The following is a 17,008-nucleotide window of genomic DNA, read 5'->3' on the forward strand; positions in this document are numbered from 1 at the left end:
ACGACAGCGGCGCCGGTTGCCCCTTCCATGGGGGCGGCCGGCGCCGTTTCGTGTGTACGCCTCAGACGCTCTGCAGGCCGGATGTGGCCGGTCGCGCAGTTCCCCGCGTCCCTTCGGGGGCGACGGCCTGGGGCGGAATCGACGGCAGGAGGCCCGGCTCCGGCTCGCCGGCGAGGCTTCGCGGCGACCGGGTGAGGACGACCACTCCGTACGCCGCCACCGCCGCGCCCGCCACCGCGAGGAGGATGCCGACGATGCCGCCCTGGAGGCGCTCGCCGAGGAGCGTCACGCCGATGACCGAGGCCGCGACCGGGTTGGAGAGCGTCACCACGGCGAGCGGTGCGCCGAGGCCGCCGCGGTAGGCGGTCTGCGAGAGCAGCAGACCACCGGCGGCGAACGCCGCCACGAGCAGCGCCACGACCACCACCTGCGGACTGAGCAGCGGACCCGAGCGGTCCGTCACGGCGACCGTCACGGTCTGGGTGAGCGCGGAGGCGACCCCGGAGGCGAAGCCGGACGCGGTCGCGTGGCGTAGCCCGGGTCGGGTGCCGGGCCGCGAGAGCAGCCCGATGACCGCCATGGTCGCGGCGGCGACGACCAGCGCCTCCGGCACCGTCAGGGTGTCGTCGGGCGCGGGGCCCGACGCGGTCAGGAGCAGCGCGCCGAGGCCGATGAGCGTGAGTCCGGTGCCGCGCCACTCCAGGCGCGTGACCCGGCGCCCCGCGAGCCGCGCGCCGAGCGGCACGGCGGCGACCAGGGTGAGCGCCCCCAGCGGCTGGACCAGCGTGAGCGGCCCGTACTTCAGGGCCGCCACGTGCAGCAGCGCCGCGGACGCGTTGAGCCCGACCGAGGACCACCACGCCCCGCTGCCGAGCATCCGCAGGACCCCGCTCTCGCCCTCGGCGACGCGCGAGGCGAGCCGCTCCTGGGCGACGGCCGCGGCGGCGTACGCGGCCGCGGAGACGAGGGAGAGGGCGACGGCGAGGAGTGTGGCGCTCACCGGCCGGCCCCCGAAGTGACCAGCTCGCGCGCGGGCGCAGAGCGGCGCACGGTCAGCGAGGCGCCGGGGCGCGGCAGCCGGATCACCGCGAGCGCGATGCCGAGCAGCGCGGTCGCCACGATCGCGTCGAGCCAGTAGTGGTTGGCGGTGCCGACCACCACGAGCAGGGTCAGCAGGGGGTGCAGCAGCCACAGCCAGCGCCAGCGCGACGAGGTGGCGACGATCATCCCGACGGCGAGCATCAGCGCCCAGCCGAAGTGCAGGGACGGCATGGCCGCGAACTGGTTGGCCATGGTGTCGGTCGCGGGCTCGGAGGCGTACACCGAGGGCCCGTACACCTGCGCGGTGTCCACGAGGTGCGCGGCGTCCAGCATCCGCGGCGGCGCGAGCGGGAAGCCGAGGTGCAGCACGAGCGCGGCCGCGGTCAGCGCGGCGAGCACCCGGCGGGTCCAGACGTAGTGTCGCGGGCGGCGCAGATACAGCCAGACCAGGAACAGCAGCGTCGCCGGGAAGTGCACGGTCGCGTAGTAGGTGTTCGCGGCGTGGATCAGCGTCTCGCTGCTGAGCAGGGCGTCCTGCACGGCGCCCTCGCCGGGCAGGCGCAGTGCCCGCTCGGCGTCCCACACGCGGTGCGCGTTGTGGAAGGCCTCGCCGGTGTGGCCGTTGGCCAGTTGCCTGCCGAATTTGTAGACGAGGAAAAGTCCTGCGACGAGGAGGAGCTCGCGGACGAGGGGCGGTCGGGCAGCAGATGTGTCCGGCTTCCGGACGGTGGTCGCGTCCGGCTCCCGGACCGATATGTCCGGCTCCCGTTCGGCAGGCTCGGTTCGGGATTCCATCCCCCGGCCCCTTTACGTGATGACTGGGTAGTGCGGTGCTGAGCGAGGGATCGCCCCACTCATCGATACGCCAGTGTACCGATACGCGGGCGTACCGGTACACTGGCGTATCGCTAGGGGTCGAGAGAGCCCGATCGGCCGCCGTACCGAGGAGAAGAGCCATGACGTCGACGTCGAGCCGCTCGAAGATCACGCCGGAGCGCGAGCAGGAGTTCTACGACGCCGTCCTCGACCAGCTCCGCGAGTGCGGCTACGAGGCCCTGACCATGGAGGGCGTCGCCGCCCGCACCCGGTGCAGCAAGTCCACGCTCTACCGCCAGTGGAAGACCAAGCCCCAGTTCGTGGCCGCCGCGCTACGCGCCAACCGCTGTGTGCGCTTCGAAGGCATCGACACCGGCAGCCTCGCCGGGGACCTGCGCGAGGCGGCGCGGGCCGCGGGCGAGCAGTCCGGGCGGGACACGATGCTGGTCCAGGCGCTCAGCCACGCGGTCCTGCAGGACGAGGACCTGCAGCGGGTGCTGCGCGAGACGCTCGTCGAGCCGGAGCTGCGGGCCATGGCCGCGATCATGCGGCGCGGCGTGGAGCGCGGCGAGATCGCCGAGGGGCACCCGGCGGTGGAGTTCGTCACGGTGCAGCTGTTCGGCGTGCTGCGGGCCAGGCCGGTCCTGGAGGGCGAGTACGCCGACGGGGAGTATCTGACCCGCTTCGTCGAGGCCTGCGTGCTGCCCGCGCTCGGCCTCACCTGATCGTGGGCCCGGGTCTGTTGGATGACGCGACCCGGGCCTGCCCGCGCCGCACCGTGGGGACGGGGGCGGCGCGCACCCCCGGGCCGGGCGGTGTTCCTCCTGAGCGGCGAGGAACCCCGCCCGGCTCTGGTTCCAGAGGAACCCCGCCCGGCTCCGGTTCTAGACGTCCTGCCCGGTGCCGCCACCGCCGGCCGGACCGGCCTTGATCCCCTTGGCGATCTGGTCCATGACGGAGGGCGACGGAGCCTTGGGGTTGACGTCGATGCCCATGCGGACGATGACGATCTTCGACTTGTCGGCGGGGGACGGGAAGGCGAGCGACTCGACGTAGCCGTCGTCGCTCTTCTGCGTGACGGCCTTCCAGCGGACGTGATAGCCCTTCTGGCCCGCCACGGTGATCGACTCGGACTTCAGCACCTTGTGCGAGGTGATCTTTCCGTAGGTCTTGCCGCCGTACCCCTGCTCGGCGTTCTCCTTGATGTCCTCCTTGGCGGCCGCCTCGGGCGTCTTGGCGTCGAGCTTGAGGCTGTAGGCCGTCATGGAGTACGCGCTGCCGCGGGTGCACTGTTCGTTGGTGTTGCCGGGGCAGGGGATCGGGGGCGTCTGCACCCCGGCGCCCTTCACGGTGGTTCCGCCCGACCAGCCGTCCGGCACGGGGATCTTGATGCCGCTTTCCGTGTCGGTGGCGAAGCCCGGGTCCTGCTCCGGGGCCTGCGGGTTGTCGGGAACGCCCGGCGACTGCTGCGGCGCCTGGGGCTCACGGGACTCGGGGCCCCCGGGGTCCTGCGGGGCCCCGGCCGACGGCTGATCGCGGGCGGAGCCGCCGTCGTCCCCGTCGTCGTCGGCGGTCAGGGCGTACACGCCCCCGCCTATCCCTGCGAGGACGACGAGGACCACGCCCGCGGCGATCGCGACGCGCAGCCGGCGCCGAGGAGCGGGGGCCTGTCCGGGGTGGGCCGGAAAGGCCGGCTGGGTCGGGTACGCCGCGGTGCCCTGGGCGGCGCGCACCTGATCCGTCCACACGTTCCCGTCCCACCAGCGCTCGGTGGGAGGACCGCCGGCGATCTGGCCGGGGTCGGGGTACCAGCCTGGGGGAGTCATCTGGGTCATGGCCGCCAGAGTATGAGCCCCGCGTGAAAGCCGGATGAGAGGGGGCCGCCAATTCGGCCCTCTCTACCGGCCCCCGTGCCCATGGCCGTTGACCACGAGACGCAGCGGCCCCTGTGCCCCCGCCACCCCCTCGGGCCAGGGCGCTCCGCGCCGCCCCGGCGTGATCGAACCCAGCACGCTCGCGTGCCGCGCCCCCGTGCTCTGCGGCACGGTCCCCGGCAGTCCGTGCAGGGTCAGGAAACCGAGGACGGCGAAGGCGTACGCCTCCTTCGCCGCGGACGGCAGACCCAGTTCGTCGGAGGTGCGCAACGGCACCCCGCCCAACTCCGCCCGCAGCGCCGCCATCAGCGCCGGATTGCGCGTCCCGCCACCGGAGGCGACGACCTCGGACGCCTTCACCGACCGGACGGCGTCGGCGACCGTGCGGGCCGTGAGGCAGGTGAGCGTGGCGACGACGTCCTCGGTGGGCAGCTTCTCGTACCCCTGCAACGCCGTACGCAGATACGGCAGATGGAAGAGCTCCTTGCCCGTCGTCTTCGGCGTGGGGGCCGCGTAGTAGGGCTCGGCCAGCAGGCGGTCGAGCAGGCCCTCGTGGACCGTGCCGCGCGCGGCCAGCTCGCCGTCCAGGTCGTAGGTGAGGCGGCCGTCCGTCGCCTCGCTCACCGCGGCGTCGACGAGGGCGTTGGCGGGGCCCGTGTCGAAGGCGGTGCCGTCCGGGGCGGTGATGTTGGCGATGCCGCCGAGGTTCAGCGCGGCGGGGGCGCCGGGCCTGCCGCGCAGCCACATCCGGTCCACCAGGCTGACCAGGGGCGCGCCCTGGCCGCCCGCCGCGATGTCACGGGGGCGGAAGTCGGCGACCACCGGCAGGCCCGTCGCCTCGGCGATCCACGCGGGCTGGCCGATCTGCAGGGTGCCGTGCACCTGTCCGTCCTCCACCCAGTGGTAGACGGTCTGGCCGTGCGAGGCGACCAACTCGGCCTGCCCGTCGCACAGCTCGCGGTCCGCCTCGACCGCGGCGGCGGCGAAGGCGCGCCCGATGCGGGTGTCGAGGCGGCAGACCTCGGCGAGGGTGGTGGCGGCGGGCGGCAGCGCGGCGGCCAGGGCGGCGCGGAGCCCGTCGTCATAGCCACGGCTGATCAGCCCGAGGGGGGTGAGCGTCAGCCGGTCCCCGTCGAGGATCAGGTCGGCGGCGGCCGCGTCGATCGCGTCGTACGAGGTACCTGACATGAGCCCGATCACGCGCACGTGGGGCCTCCTTCTCGGTCGGCTCACCAATGCGCTTGATCATCGCACCTCGTGGGCGGCGGGCGACGCGTCTTCCCGGAAAGCGGCACGGGGTGCACTCGCGCGCGCAGCGGCGCCGCCTCTCGTGAGTGCTGGATTCCGGCCCGGGGGTGTCGCGGACCCGTCATTCCCGCGCGGCGAGGACCTGGCCCCGCCACACCCCCGGATCCCCCCAGGCCCCGCGCAGCGCCCGTGCCTTGGTGAGCCACAGGGACAGGTCGAACTCCGCCGTGTACCCGATCGCGCCGTGCAGTTGGAGCGCGGCACGGGCCGCCCCGTACGCCGCTTCTCCCGCCGTCACCTTGGCCGCCGCGATGTCACCCGGAGCCATGGTCGTCGCGGCGCCGAGCACCAGCGGACGGGCGAACTCCAGGCGCACCAGGGCGTCCGCGAGGCGGTGCTTGACCGCCTGGAACGACCCGATGGGCACCCCGAACTGGGTGCGCTGCTTCACATACGCCACGGTCCTGTCGAGCAGCGCGAACCCGACGCCGAGTGCCTGCGCGGCCGTGCCCAGTGCCGCCCACCGGACCGCGTGCCGCGCCGCGTCGGCCACGGCGGGGCCCGAGGCGAGCAACTCCCCGCCGGGCAGCGGCGCCGCGAGGTGCCGGGCGGGATCCAGGGAGCGGCGCACGCGCGCGTGCCCGGGGGCGAGGCGCAGCTCGCCGTCGGTCGCGGCAAGGACCAGGTCCGCCGTGTCCGCGTCCAGGGCGAAGGGGCTCGCGCCGGGCAGGGACGCGGGCGGCGTCAGCGTCGCGCTCGCCGCGCCGGATGCCAGCGCGGGCAGAAACCGCTTGGCGGGCCCTGCCTCGCCGCGCTCGGCGAGGCGCGTCAGGAGCGCGGCAGCCGCCACCGTCTCGACCACCGGGCCCGGCACGGCGTGCCGCCCCAACTCCACGAACGCGACGGCCGTTTCGACGGGGAGCGGCCCCACGCCCTCGTACTCCTGGGGGACCGGCAGCGCGAAGACCCCCGCGTCCGCGAGCCGGGCCCACACCGCACGGCCCGGCGTCCGGTCGCCCGCGCCCCACGCGCGCGTGGCCGCCACCGTGCCGGTCGCCGTCAGCATCGCGTCGAGCGAGCGCGCGAACTCGCGCTGCTCGTCGTCGAGGAGGAACCTCATCAGCGGCGTCCCTTCGGCAGGCCGAGCAGCCGTTCGGCGATGATGTCGCGCTGGATCTCGTTGGTGCCGGCGTAGATGGGACCGGCGAGGGAGAAGACATACCCCTCGGACCAGTCGTGGCCGTCCGCCGCGGAGGAGTCCGTCAACTCGCCCTCCGGGCCCAGCAGATCCAGCGCCGTCTCGTGGAGCGCGATGTCGTACTCCGACCAGAACACCTTGTTGAGGCTGGACTCGGCGCCGATGCTCTCGCCGGCCGCGAAGCGTGAGGCGTTCGCCCAGGTGAACAACTCATAAGCGCGCGCCCCGATGACGGCGTCGGCGACGCGGTCGCGCAGGGCCGAGTCCGCCGGGTCCGCGCCGTGCCGCCACTGCCGCGCCAGACGGTCCGCGGCGGCGAGGAAACGGCCGGGGGAACGCAGCGTCAGACCGCGTTCGTTGCCCGTGGTGGACATGGCGATCCGCCACCCCTGGCCCGGCTCGCCGATCACGTCCTCGTCCGGCACGAAGACGTCGTCCAGGAAGAGTTCGGCGAAGGCGGGCTTGCCGTCCAGACGCCCGACGGGGCGGACCGTCACCCCGTCCGCGTCGAGCGGGAACATCAGATACGTCAGGCCCCGGTGCGGCTTGTCCTCGTGGGTCTCGCCCGGCTCGCTGCGGAACAGGCCGAACGCGCGGTCGGCGAACGCCGCCCGTGACGACCAGGTCTTCTGCCCCCTGAGCAGCCAACCACCGTCCGTGCGGCGGGCGGTGGAGCGCAGGGACGCCAGGTCGGAGCCCGACTCCGGCTCCGACCATGCCTGCGCCCAGACCACCTCGCCTCTCGCCATGGAGGGCAGCACGCGGGCGCGCTGTTCCTCGGTCCCGTAGTCGAAGAGGGTCGGCGCGAGCAGGTTGATGCCGTTCTGCGAGACGCGGCCCGGCGCGCCCGCCGCGTAGTACTCCTCCTCGAAGAGCAGCCACTTGACGATGTCGACGCCCCGGCCGCCGTACTCCTTCGGCCAGGACACCACCGACCAGCGGTCGGCCGCGAGTTCGCGCTCCCACTCCCGGTGGGCCGCGAAGCCCTCCTCGGTCTCCAGCGAGGGCAGCGGCTCGGCCGGCACGTGCGCCGCGAGCCACGCGCGCGCCCGCAGCCCGAACTCCTCCTCGTCGGCGGTGAAGTCGAGGTCCATCGGCGGCTCACCTCTCCACTTCTCGGTTCAACATCTCGGTTCGGCTCACGATGTGTCTTCCCTAACAAGTGTTTGGTAGATTACCCTGAGGGGAGTCGACGAGTCGAGGGTGAAGAACCGGAACCGCGACCGGAACCGATCGAGAGCCGGGGGGCCGCGCATGGACGCACCCGCTTATGTGCAAGGGCACGACCTGCTCGCGGGGCGCACCGCCGTGATCACGGCGGCCGCCGGAGCGGGCATCGGCGGCGCCACCGCGCGCCGTTTCCTGGAGGAGGGCGCGCGCATCGTCATCGGCGACGCCCATCCGCGCCGCACCAAGGAGTCGGTGGCCGCGCTCACCGAGGAGTTCGGCGCCGACCGCGTGGACGGCATCCCGTGCGACGTCACCGACGAGGCACAGGTGCAGGCGCTCTTCGACCTGGCCGAGCACCGCCACGGCCACCTGGACGTCGTGGTGAACAACGCCGGCCTCGGCGGCACGGCAGAGCTCACCGAGATGACCGACGAGCAGTGGGGCAAGGTCATCGACGTCACACTGAACGGCACATTCCGATCCACTCGCGCAGCCCTGCGCCGCATGCGAGCCGCCGCCCGGGGCGGCGTGATCGTGAACAACGCCTCGGTGCTCGGCTGGCGGGCCCAGGCGGGCCAGGCGCACTACGCCGCCGCGAAGGCGGGCGTCATGGCCCTCACCCGCTGCGCCGCGATCGAGGCGGCCCCCCACGGCATCCGGGTCAACGCGGTCTCGCCGAGCCTCGCCCTGCACCCCCACCTCGCGAAGGTCACCTCGCCCGAGCTCCTCGAAGAGCTCACCGCGCGCGAGGCGTTCGGGCGGCATGCCGAGCCGTGGGAGATAGCCAACGTCATCGTTTTCCTGGCCAGTGGCTACTCCTCGTACATGACGGGGGAGACGGTCTCGGTCAGCAGTCAGCACGCCTAGGAGAAGCGCCCCGAAAGGGGCGCGGGGCCGTGACACATGCGGCTCCGTCGAGGAGGCGCGACCAGCCACGAACGACCCGCAGATTCCCACGGTGAATCCAGCGAAGCGCATGGGCGGAGAATGACCGTGTGTCGAAACCGAAACAGAGCGCCAGTGGTAAGCCCACCGCCAAGAAGAAGCCCCCGGTGAGCCCCTCACCCGAGCGCCGCCGCGAGCTGCTCGGCATCGCCGCCGACGTCTTCGCCGAGCAGGGGTACAACGCCACCACGGTCCGCAAGATCGCCGACGCCGCGGGCATGCTCGCCGGCAGCCTGTACTACCACTTCGACTCCAAGGAGTCGATGCTCGAAGAGATCCTCCGCACCTTCCTCACCGAGCTCTGGGACGGGTACGACACCGTGCTCCAGGCCCAGCTCGACCCCCGCGCGACGCTCGAGGCCCTCGTCACCGAGTCCTTCCGGGAGATCGACCGGCACCGCGCCGCCGTCGCGATCTACCAGAAGGAGGCCAAGCACCTGGTCGCGCAGCAGCGCTTCCAGTACCTGTCCGACTCGCAGCAGCGCTTCGAGAAGGCCTGGCTCACGACGCTGGAACGGGGCGTCGCGGAAGGCGTCTTCCGCGACGACCTGGACATCCGGCTCGCCTACCGCTTCGTGCGCGACACCGTCTGGGTCGCCGCGTCCTGGTACCGCCCCGGCGGAGGCCACAGCCCCGAGGAGATCGCCCGTCAGTACCTGTCGATGGTCCTGGACGGCATCTCCGTACGTACGTGAGCGGCCCGTAGCAGCGCGGCGCCGCACGACCGAGGAGACCGAGGAGTACACAGCCATGGCCGAGGCCTACATCGTCGAAGCGGTCCGCACACCCGTCGGCAGGCGCAAGGGAGGGCTCTGCCAGGTCCACCCCGCCGACCTGGGCGCCCATGTCCTCAAAGCGCTCGTCGAGCGCACCGGCGTCGACCCCGCAGCTGTCGAGGACGTCGTCTTCGGCTGCCTCGACACCGTCGGACCGCAGGCCGGGGACATCGCCCGCACCTGCTGGCTGGCGGCCGGGCTCCCCGAGGAAGTGCCCGGCGTGACGGTCGACCGGCAGTGCGGATCGTCCCAGCAGGCCGTGCACTTCGCGGCGCAGGGCGTCCTGTCCGGCACCCAGGACCTCGTCGTCGCGGGCGGCACGCAGAACATGTCGATGATCCCCATCGCCTTCGCGTCCCGGCAGGCCGCCGAACCCCTCGGCCTCACCCAAGGTCCCTACGCGGGCAGCGAAGGCTGGCGCGCCCGCTACGGCGACCAGCCCGTCAACCAGTTCCACGGCGCCCAGTTGATCGCCGAGAAGTGGGGCATATCCCGCCGTGACATGGAGGAGTTCGCGCTCCGCTCCCACCGGCGGGCCGTCCGCGCCATCGACGAGGGCCGCTTCGACCGCGAACTCGTCGGCTACGGAGACGTGATGCAGGACGAGGGCCCCCGCCGCGACACGACGCTGGAGAAGATGGCAGGACTCAAGCCCGTCCTCGACGACGGCACGATCACCGCCGCCTGCTCCTCGCAGGTCTCCGACGGCGCGGCGGCGATGCTGATCGCGAGCGAACGAGCCGTGCGGGAGCACGGATTGACGCCCCGTGCCCGCATCCACCACCTCTCCGTGCGCGCCGAGGACCCCATCCGGATGCTCTCCGCGCCGATCCCCGCGACGGCGTACGCCCTCAAGAAGACCGGCATGAGCATCACCGACATCGACCTCGTCGAGATCAACGAAGCGTTCGCGCCCGTGGTCCTCGCCTGGCTCAAGGAGACCGGTGCCGACCCCGAGAAGGTCAACGTGAACGGCGGCGCGATCGCGCTCGGCCACCCCTTGGGCGCGACCGGCACCAAGCTCATGACGACCCTCCTGCACGAACTGGAGCGCACCGGAGGCCGGTTCGGCCTCCAGACGATGTGCGAGGGCGGCGGCCAGGCGAACGTGACGATCATCGAGCGCCTCTGACGGCACCGCGTGCCCGTACCCCGGTCGTGCGAGGGCGCAGCCGATCAGTCGCGCGCGGGGAGGTGCCCGAGGCCGTGTGCGGGGACGGTCCCGCAAAAGCGTGCCGTTCGTCCGCGAAATGGACTCTTCCTCACCCCTTGCGGGAGTACCTGCCCGGACCGGTCTCCAAGGCGGCCCCGACCCGGCTAGTCTCGACTTCTGTACGTCGATTGAGCGACCCCGGGAGGTAGCGCGATGACGCAGGGACGGCCCGGAGGGGTCGCCTGGGCCCCGCTGTGGGAGCGCGACGTCGAACTCGCCGCGGCGGCCCGGGCCGTCGAGGAGCTCTGCGCGGACTCGACGACCACGGGCGGCCTGCTCGCCTTCAGCGGCGAGGCCGGCATCGGCAAGACGGCGCTCCTCACCGAGGTGCGCCGCATCGCGGAGGGCCGTGCCACGGTCTGGACCGCGCGCGGCGGAGAGACGGTCACTTCCGTCCCCTTCAATGTCGTACGCCAGTTGCTGCAACCGGCACTCGTCCAGCTGACCCCCGAAGAGGCCCGCGAGTACCTCGGCGACTGGTACGATATCGCGGGCCCCGCCCTCGGCATAGCCGAGCCCGGCGGGCGCCAGGCCGATCCGCAAGGCGTGTGCGACGGTCTCGTCGAGGCCGTCTCCCGTCTCGCGCGCCTGAACTGGCCGCTCGTCCTCGTCATCGACGACGCGTACTGGGCCGACCAGGAGACCCTCCACTGGCTGGCCGCGTTCGCCCAGCGCCTGGACGAACTCCCCGTGCTCGTCGTGGTCGCCCACCGGCCCGGCGAGGCGAACGGCGAGAGCGCGCGGCACCTCGCGTCGGTCGCCGCCACGGCACGCTCGTTCACCACGCTGCGCGCCCTCACCCCGGACGCCGCGGCGGGCCTGACCCGTGCCACGCTCGGCGAGCACGCCGACGCCCCGTTCTGCCGCGAGGTGTGGGCGGTCACCGGCGGCAATCCGTACGAGTCCGTCGAACTCCTCGCCAAGGTGCAGGACAGCGAGCTCGAACCGGTGGAGAGCTCCGCCGACGAACTGCGCGCCCTCAACCGCACGGCGCGCGGCCGCGGCCTGGTCGCCCGCCTCGAAGGGCTCGGCACCGACGCCACCCGCTTCGCCTGGGCCGCCGCCATCCTCGGCAGCGCCATCGACCTCGACCTGGCCGCCAAGCTCGCCGGCATGCCGCACGACAACGCCGAGCGGTGCGCGGAGAAGCTCTGCGCCGCGCGCATCCTGGCCGACGGCGACGAGGGCCTGGAGTTCGTCCACCCCCTGATCGCCACCACGGTCTACCACTCCATCCCCTCGGCCACCCGCACCGCGATGCACGGTCAGGCCGCCTCCGTCGTCACCGAATCGGGGCGTGGCGCCGCGGCCGCCTCCCGCCACCTCCTGGAAGTCCACCCGGACGACGACCCCGAACTCGTCGAGCAGCTGCGCCAGGCCGCCGCCGAACATCTCGCGGTCGGGGCGCCCGACGCCTCCCGCCGCTGTCTGGAGCGGGCCCTGCGCGAGCCGCCCCTGCCCGACATCCACGCGCGCGTGCTCTACGAACTGGGCTGCGCCACCCTGCTCACCTCACCCGTCACCACCATCGGGCACCTGCGCGACGCGCTCTCCATGCGCGGCCTCGACCAGGACCTGCGCGTCGACGCCGTCTGCCGCCTCTCGCAGGCCCTCGTCCACAACGACCAACTGGAGGAAGGCCTGCGGGCCATCGCTGAGGAAGCGGGACGGCTCGCACAGGGGCCCGCGCGGCTGCGCCTGCAGGCCGTGCACTACATGTGGGAGGGCATCCACGCGGGCGAGGAGGACTCGCCGGGACGGTCGCGGCGGCTCGCCGCGCTCGCGGGACCGCTCTCCGGCCGGGACAACTCCGAGCGCGCCCTGCTGATCCTGCGCGCCTTCGACGCCATGACCCGCGGCGAGAGCGCGGAACTGGTCGTCGAGCTCTGCGACCGCGCGCTCGTCAACGGTCGCCTCGCGCCCGGACTCGGCTGGACCGACCCGGAGTGGAGCTTCGAACTCCGGCTGATGCTCGGCGGGTCGTACGCCTTCTCGGACCGGCTCGACCGCGCGGAGAGCCTGTTCACCGAGGCCGTCCGCGCCTATGAGACCGCGGGCTGGAGCGGCGGGCACCTCTCGCTCTCGCACGCCTTCCTCGGCTATGTGTACCGCAGGCGCGGACGCCTCATCGACGCCGAGCGCTCGCTGCGCGAGAGCCTGCGGCTCGCCGACCGCGTCGGCGAGGGCCTGCCCATGCACTGGGAGGCGGCCAGCATGCTCATCGACACGCTCCTGGCACGCGGACACGTCGACGAGGCGGGCGCCGTCGCCGACCAGTACGGCTTCGCGCCGCCCTCCACCTCCACGATCTACGTACCCGACGCGCCGTCCGTCCGCGGCCGGCTCCTGCTCGCGCTCGGGCGCACGGAGGAAGGACTCAACGAACTGGAGGCCACCGCAAAGGCGTTGACCGCGCGCGGGCAGTACAACACCGTCCTCGCCCCATGGGCGTACGACCTCGCCCGTGCCCTGGTCCACGAGGACCCCAAGCGGGCGGCGCACCTCGTCTCGGACGCCCGGATGCAGGCCGAGCGGTTCGGCACGGACACGGCGATCGGCGAGGCCCTGCGGTGCGCGGCGGCCCTGGAGACCGGGCAGCGCTCGGTCGAGCTGTACCGCCGCGCCGCCACGTATCTGGAGGCGTCGCCGTGCGCGTACGAACACGCGGTCGCCCGCGTCGAGTACGGCATCGCGGCGGACTCGGTGCCGGAACTGGAACGGGGCTTGGCCCTGGCCCGAACCTGCGGCGCGGACGGCCTGGTGGACCAGGCTCTGGACCACTTGACACTGGTCAGGCGCTGAGCGGGGCCGCCTTGGGCCTTGCGGGTCGGGGCGGGGGCGAGGTGCTTCAGCGTGGTCCGTGGGTCTCGTGACGGCGCAGGGCTGAGCCCCGGGGTTCGGGGCTCAGCCCTGTGCCGTCCGGCGGGCTCGGCGTTCGTCGGTCGTGCCCGAGGGGCAGGACACCGCCTGGCGCGGCCGGGCCGCCGGAGGTCGGCGACGTACGGCAGGGGCTCGGCCCCGAACTCCGCCCCGTATTCCGGCCTCGGACACCGGACAACGCGCCGGATGCTCTCAGTGCCGAGTGCCGAGTGCCGAGTGCCGCGTGCCGTATGCCGGGCGGTCGGCGGCCTCACCGCTCGTCAGCCTTGCCCGACGGGCACCGCCGCTCCCAGCCGTCCCGTGACCTCCGCCGCCTCCACCATCACCCGCTCCACCAGCTCCGCGCACGACGGCAGGTCCTCGATCAGGCCCGCTACCTGGCCCGAGGCCATCACCCCCGCGTCCGGACGCCCGTCCACCATCGCCGACTTGAGCATCATCGGGGTGTTCGCCGCGAGCAGGACCTGGCTCCAGGTGAGGTCCTTGCCGTGCTTCATCGCGAGTCCGTCGCGGGCCATCCGGCCCCACCCCATGCCGGATACCTTCCGGAACGCCGCCGCGTGCCGCACCGCCCGCGCCAGGGAGGTGATGCGGCCCGACTTCTCCAGGGCCGCCACGAGGTCCGTGCGCAGCATCCGGTGGGGCAGGCCGTCCACGCGCGTGGTGACCGTGACGTCCTTGACGGTGGCGGCCAGATAGCGGGCCTTGACCGTGTCCGGCACCGTCGAGTCCGAGGTGAGCAGGAAGCGGGTGCCCATGGCCACGCCCGCGGCGCCGAAGGCGAGCGCGGCGACCAGACCGCGGCCGTCCCGGAAACCACCGGCGGCGATCACCGGGATGTCCACCGCGTCGACGACCTGGGGAAGCAGGACGGTCGTGGCGACCTCGCCGGTGTGGCCGCCGCCCTCGCCGCCCTGCACGACCACCGCGTCCGCGCCCCACGCGGCGACCTTCTCGGCGTGCCGGCGCGCGCCGATCGACGGGATGACCACCACGCCCGCGTCCTTGAGCTCGGCGATCAGCTCCTTGGACGGCGCGAGCGCGAAGGACGCGACCCGCACCCCCTCGTCGACGATGATCCGGACGCGGTCGCGCGCGTCTGTCGCGTCGGCTCGCAGATTGACCCCGAAGGGCGCTTCCGTACGGGACTTGACCTCGCGCACGGCCGAACGCAGCTGCTCCACCGTCATGGTCGCGGAGGCCAGGATGCCGAGCGCCCCGGCCTCGGCGGTCGCGGAGACGAGGCGCGGCCCCGCCACCCATCCCATGCCCGTCTGCACGATCGGGTGCCGGACCCCGACGAGCTTGGTCAGCGGGGTCTCCATGGAGGGCACCCCGCACCGCGGGACCGCGGGCTCCGAGGCCGCATGCTCCGAGGCCGCGGGCTCCGGGACCGCCAGCTCCGGGACCACCGGCTTCGGCGGCTCGTGCGTCATGAGCGCACCTCGCGCTCCCGCAGCCCCCGCGGGTCCACCACGTCCCGTATCAGCCGCAGTTCCTCGTCGGTCGGCTCCCGGGTGTACGGGACGTCGTCCGGCACGGACAGCGCGAACCCGGTGGCTTCGCGCACCTGGTCGAGCGTGACGCCGGGGTGCAGGGAGACCAGGCGCATCGCGTGATCGGGCGTCGCGAAGTCGAGGACGCCGAGGTCGGAGACGACGCGGCGCAGGTCGTGGAAGCGGGTCGCGGAGGGCCCCGCGGCGGCCGCGCTGTCGTACCCGACGCCGCTGATCATGTCGACCTTCTGGACGAAGACCCGCGTCGAATGCCGGGGGATCCAGTAACTCACCGGGTTGTTGAGCGTGTTGACCGGGGCCCCGCGCACCCCGAGCAACTGCCGCTGGGGGCGCGCCCAGTCGCCGATGCACGAGATGTTCTGGTTGCCGAACCGGTCTATCTGGCTGGCGCCCATCATCACGTGCCGCCTGCCGCCCATCACCATCGTCAGATGCCTGCGGTACGGCAGCCAGCCCTCCGTCACCGAGGACGCGGCCCCCACAGCAGGGACGTCGCCGATGAGCAGGGCCTCGCCGTCCGTGAGCAGCAGGTCGGGGGAGAAGGTCAGCTTCGCGAGGCGGGCCGCGATCGACGGGACGGTGCCCATGGGCGAGGCGAGGATCTCGCCGTTGTCCCGCCAGGCCTCGGCGCAGGCGATGACGCAGTACTCGGCGCGGGTGACCGTCCGCTCGGTGGTCGACGTCATCGCTGCTCCTTGTGCCAGGTCTGGACGGCCAGTTGATAGTCCCGCTCCGTACCGGCGAGGAAGCGGGCGCGGAAGGCGTCCCAGGCCTCCGGGTCCGCCGCCGCGGCGACGTATGCCTTCTGGAAGGGTTCGTCGCGGCCGTAGTCGGGCGCGCAGGACGTGAAGTGGGCGCCCTTGGGGGTCTCGGCCACGCCCGTCACGGAGTGCCGGGAGATCAGCATGGTCTGCGGCGCCGCGTGCTCCGTGAGCGCGGCGGGCTCCACGACGCGCTCGCAGGAGACGTACGCGGTGTCGGCGGCCTCGCAGAACAGGTCGTCGAAGTAGGGGTCGGGGCCCAGATACTGGCCGTTGCCGAAGCGGTCGGCGCGGTTCATGTGCACCAGGGCGGCGTCCATCCGCAGGGCGGGCACGGCCACGAGCTCCTCCTCGTCCTCGTACGGCGAAGTGACCGTACGCAGCCGGGGGTTGACCCGCAGGACGTCGGAGCCGAGGCCCGCGCGGATCGGCAGGAACGGCAGCCGCTGGGCGCCCGCGGTGAGGCCCTGCATGAACATCGCCTCGTCCAGCTCGACGAGTTCGAGGGCGCCACGCTCGCGTGCCGCCCGGAAGTGCGGCTCCAGGGGGATGGAGTCGAGGGTCGTGAAGGCCGTGATCAGCTTGCGGATCCGGCCCGCCGCGGCGAGCAGGCCGATGTCCGGGCCGCCGTACGAGACGACGGTCAGGTCCGTGATGTCGGACCGCAGCAGGGCGCGCACCAGGGCCATCGGCTTGCGGCGCGAGCCCCAGCCGCCGATGCCGAGCGTCATCCCGCTCGCCAGCCGCCCCACGATCTCGTCGGGTGTCATCCTCTTGTCGGTCATGCCCTGCCCTCCCCTTGCGTTCCGAAGTCCCCGCGGATGCGGTCGGCCAGGCCGCTGAGGTTCGCCTCGAAGGTGAAGCCCTGCTCGAAGCGGTAGCTGCGGCGCACGTCGACCGGGTCGATGCCGTTGATCGCGGACTTGGCGAGGCGCAGCAGGGTGCCGTCCTTGCGGGCGATCTCGCGCGCCAACTCCAGGGCTGCCTCGTGCAGTTCCGCACGCGGGACGACCCGCCACACGGAGCCGTGCGCGTGCAGCTCGGCGGCCGTCGCCGTCCGCGAGGTGTAGTACAGGGTGCGCATCAGGTGCTGGGGGACGAGGCGGGCCAGATGCGTGGCGGCGCCGAGCGCGCCGCGGTCCAGCTCGGGCAGGCCGAACGTGGCGTCCTCGCTCGCCACGATCGCGTCCGCGTTCCCCACGAGGCCTATTCCGCCGCCCAGGCAGAAGCCGTGCACGGCGGCGACCACCGGGACCTCGCACTCGTAGACCGCGGTGAATGCGGCGGCGCAGCCGTGGTTGGCGCCGATCAGGGCGGTGTGGCCGCTGTCGCGCTGCATCTCCTTGATGTCCACGCCCGCGTTGAACCCACGCCCCTCGGCTGCCAGGACGACGCAGCGCGTCTCGGGGTCGCACCCGGCGGCGCGCACGGCGTCCGCCAGGTCGTGCCAACCCTGTACAGGAAGGGCGTTGACGGGTGGGTGGTCGACGGTGACGACGGCCACGCCCTTGTCCGGGACGGAGGTGGAGACAGGCATCAGAGGATCCGCTACCTTTCAATCACACGCCT

General features: G+C 72.9%; 15 protein-coding genes. 5 read left to right on the forward strand and 10 right to left on the reverse strand.

What is annotated here, in order from left to right; translation table 11 throughout:
• Positions 1 to 61 precede the first annotated feature (61 nt).
• Complete coding sequence (locus AB0B50_RS06005; RefSeq protein ID WP_362326256.1) at positions 62 to 1,000, reverse strand: DMT family transporter; 939 nt, start codon at positions 998 to 1,000, stop codon at positions 62 to 64.
• Complete coding sequence (locus AB0B50_RS06010) at positions 997 to 1,836, reverse strand: phosphatase PAP2 family protein (protein ID WP_362326259.1); 840 nt, start codon at positions 1,834 to 1,836, stop codon at positions 997 to 999. Before AB0B50_RS06010 ends, AB0B50_RS06005 begins: the two co-directional genes overlap by 4 nt.
• A gap of 161 nt (positions 1,837 to 1,997) precedes the next feature.
• On the opposite strand from AB0B50_RS06010, the gene AB0B50_RS06015 reads away from it, so the two are divergent.
• Positions 1,998 to 2,582, forward strand: a complete 585-nt coding sequence (locus tag AB0B50_RS06015) for a TetR/AcrR family transcriptional regulator (protein ID WP_362326262.1) — start codon at positions 1,998 to 2,000, stop codon at positions 2,580 to 2,582.
• Positions 2,583 to 2,741: 159 nt separating this feature from the next.
• Here the strand turns inward: AB0B50_RS06015 and AB0B50_RS06020 are convergent, their stop codons facing one another.
• The 4 genes from AB0B50_RS06020 to AB0B50_RS06035 all read right to left on the reverse strand — a co-directional run bounded on the left by AB0B50_RS06020 (position 2,742) and on the right by AB0B50_RS06035 (position 7,271).
• The gene (locus AB0B50_RS06020; protein WP_362326265.1) at positions 2,742 to 3,692 is read right to left on the reverse strand and encodes a DUF2510 domain-containing protein; all 951 of its coding nucleotides are present in this window, start codon (positions 3,690 to 3,692) and stop codon (positions 2,742 to 2,744) included.
• 63 nt (positions 3,693 to 3,755) lie between these two features.
• Entirely contained in the window at positions 3,756 to 4,937 is a 1,182-nt protein-coding gene (locus tag AB0B50_RS06025; RefSeq protein WP_362326268.1) for an anhydro-N-acetylmuramic acid kinase, read from the reverse strand.
• A 163-nt stretch (positions 4,938 to 5,100) separates the two neighbouring features.
• A complete protein-coding gene (locus AB0B50_RS06030; RefSeq protein ID WP_362326270.1) occupies positions 5,101 to 6,099 on the reverse strand; it encodes an acyl-CoA dehydrogenase family protein in 999 nt (332 codons plus the stop codon).
• On the reverse strand, positions 6,099 to 7,271 hold the full coding sequence (locus AB0B50_RS06035; RefSeq protein ID WP_362326273.1) for an acyl-CoA dehydrogenase family protein: 1,173 nt from the start codon (positions 7,269 to 7,271) through the stop codon (positions 6,099 to 6,101). Before AB0B50_RS06035 ends, AB0B50_RS06030 begins: the two co-directional genes overlap by 1 nt.
• A gap of 160 nt (positions 7,272 to 7,431) precedes the next feature.
• Here AB0B50_RS06035 and AB0B50_RS06040 point away from each other — a divergent pair, with 160 nt between their 5' ends.
• From AB0B50_RS06040 to AB0B50_RS06055, 4 genes are all read left to right on the forward strand, one after another.
• Entirely contained in the window at positions 7,432 to 8,214 is a 783-nt protein-coding gene (locus AB0B50_RS06040) for an SDR family oxidoreductase (protein ID WP_362326276.1), read from the forward strand.
• 128 nt (positions 8,215 to 8,342) lie between these two features.
• On the forward strand, positions 8,343 to 8,987 hold the full coding sequence (locus AB0B50_RS06045; protein ID WP_362326279.1) for a TetR/AcrR family transcriptional regulator: 645 nt from the start codon (positions 8,343 to 8,345) through the stop codon (positions 8,985 to 8,987).
• 55 nt (positions 8,988 to 9,042) lie between these two features.
• Entirely contained in the window at positions 9,043 to 10,200 is a 1,158-nt protein-coding gene (locus tag AB0B50_RS06050) for an acetyl-CoA C-acetyltransferase (protein ID WP_362326282.1), read from the forward strand.
• A 234-nt stretch (positions 10,201 to 10,434) separates the two neighbouring features.
• On the forward strand, positions 10,435 to 13,083 hold the full coding sequence (locus AB0B50_RS06055) for an AAA family ATPase (protein ID WP_362326285.1): 2,649 nt from the start codon (positions 10,435 to 10,437) through the stop codon (positions 13,081 to 13,083).
• Between the two features lie 338 nt (positions 13,084 to 13,421).
• Here the strand turns inward: AB0B50_RS06055 and AB0B50_RS06060 are convergent, their stop codons facing one another.
• The 4 genes from AB0B50_RS06060 to AB0B50_RS06075 form a co-directional block, all read right to left on the reverse strand.
• Positions 13,422 to 14,486: a nitronate monooxygenase gene (locus tag AB0B50_RS06060; protein WP_362326859.1), complete on the reverse strand. Its 1,065-nt coding sequence runs from the start codon at positions 14,484 to 14,486 to the stop codon at positions 13,422 to 13,424.
• A 107-nt stretch (positions 14,487 to 14,593) separates the two neighbouring features.
• A complete protein-coding gene (locus AB0B50_RS06065; RefSeq protein WP_362326288.1) occupies positions 14,594 to 15,364 on the reverse strand; it encodes a CoA-transferase in 771 nt (256 codons plus the stop codon).
• Positions 15,361 to 16,224 carry a CoA-transferase gene (locus tag AB0B50_RS06070; RefSeq protein ID WP_362326291.1) on the reverse strand — a complete coding sequence of 288 codons (864 nt, stop codon included), beginning with the start codon at positions 16,222 to 16,224 and terminating at the stop codon, positions 15,361 to 15,363. Before AB0B50_RS06070 ends, AB0B50_RS06065 begins: the two co-directional genes overlap by 4 nt.
• Positions 16,221 to 16,976: an enoyl-CoA hydratase family protein gene (locus tag AB0B50_RS06075; RefSeq protein ID WP_362326294.1), complete on the reverse strand. Its 756-nt coding sequence runs from the start codon at positions 16,974 to 16,976 to the stop codon at positions 16,221 to 16,223. Before AB0B50_RS06075 ends, AB0B50_RS06070 begins: the two co-directional genes overlap by 4 nt.
• Positions 16,977 to 17,008 lie beyond the last annotated feature (32 nt).

Origin of the sequence: Streptomyces sp. NPDC041068 (genome assembly GCF_040647455.1) — a bacterium.
Lineage (GTDB): Bacteria > Actinomycetota > Actinomycetes > Streptomycetales > Streptomycetaceae > Streptomyces.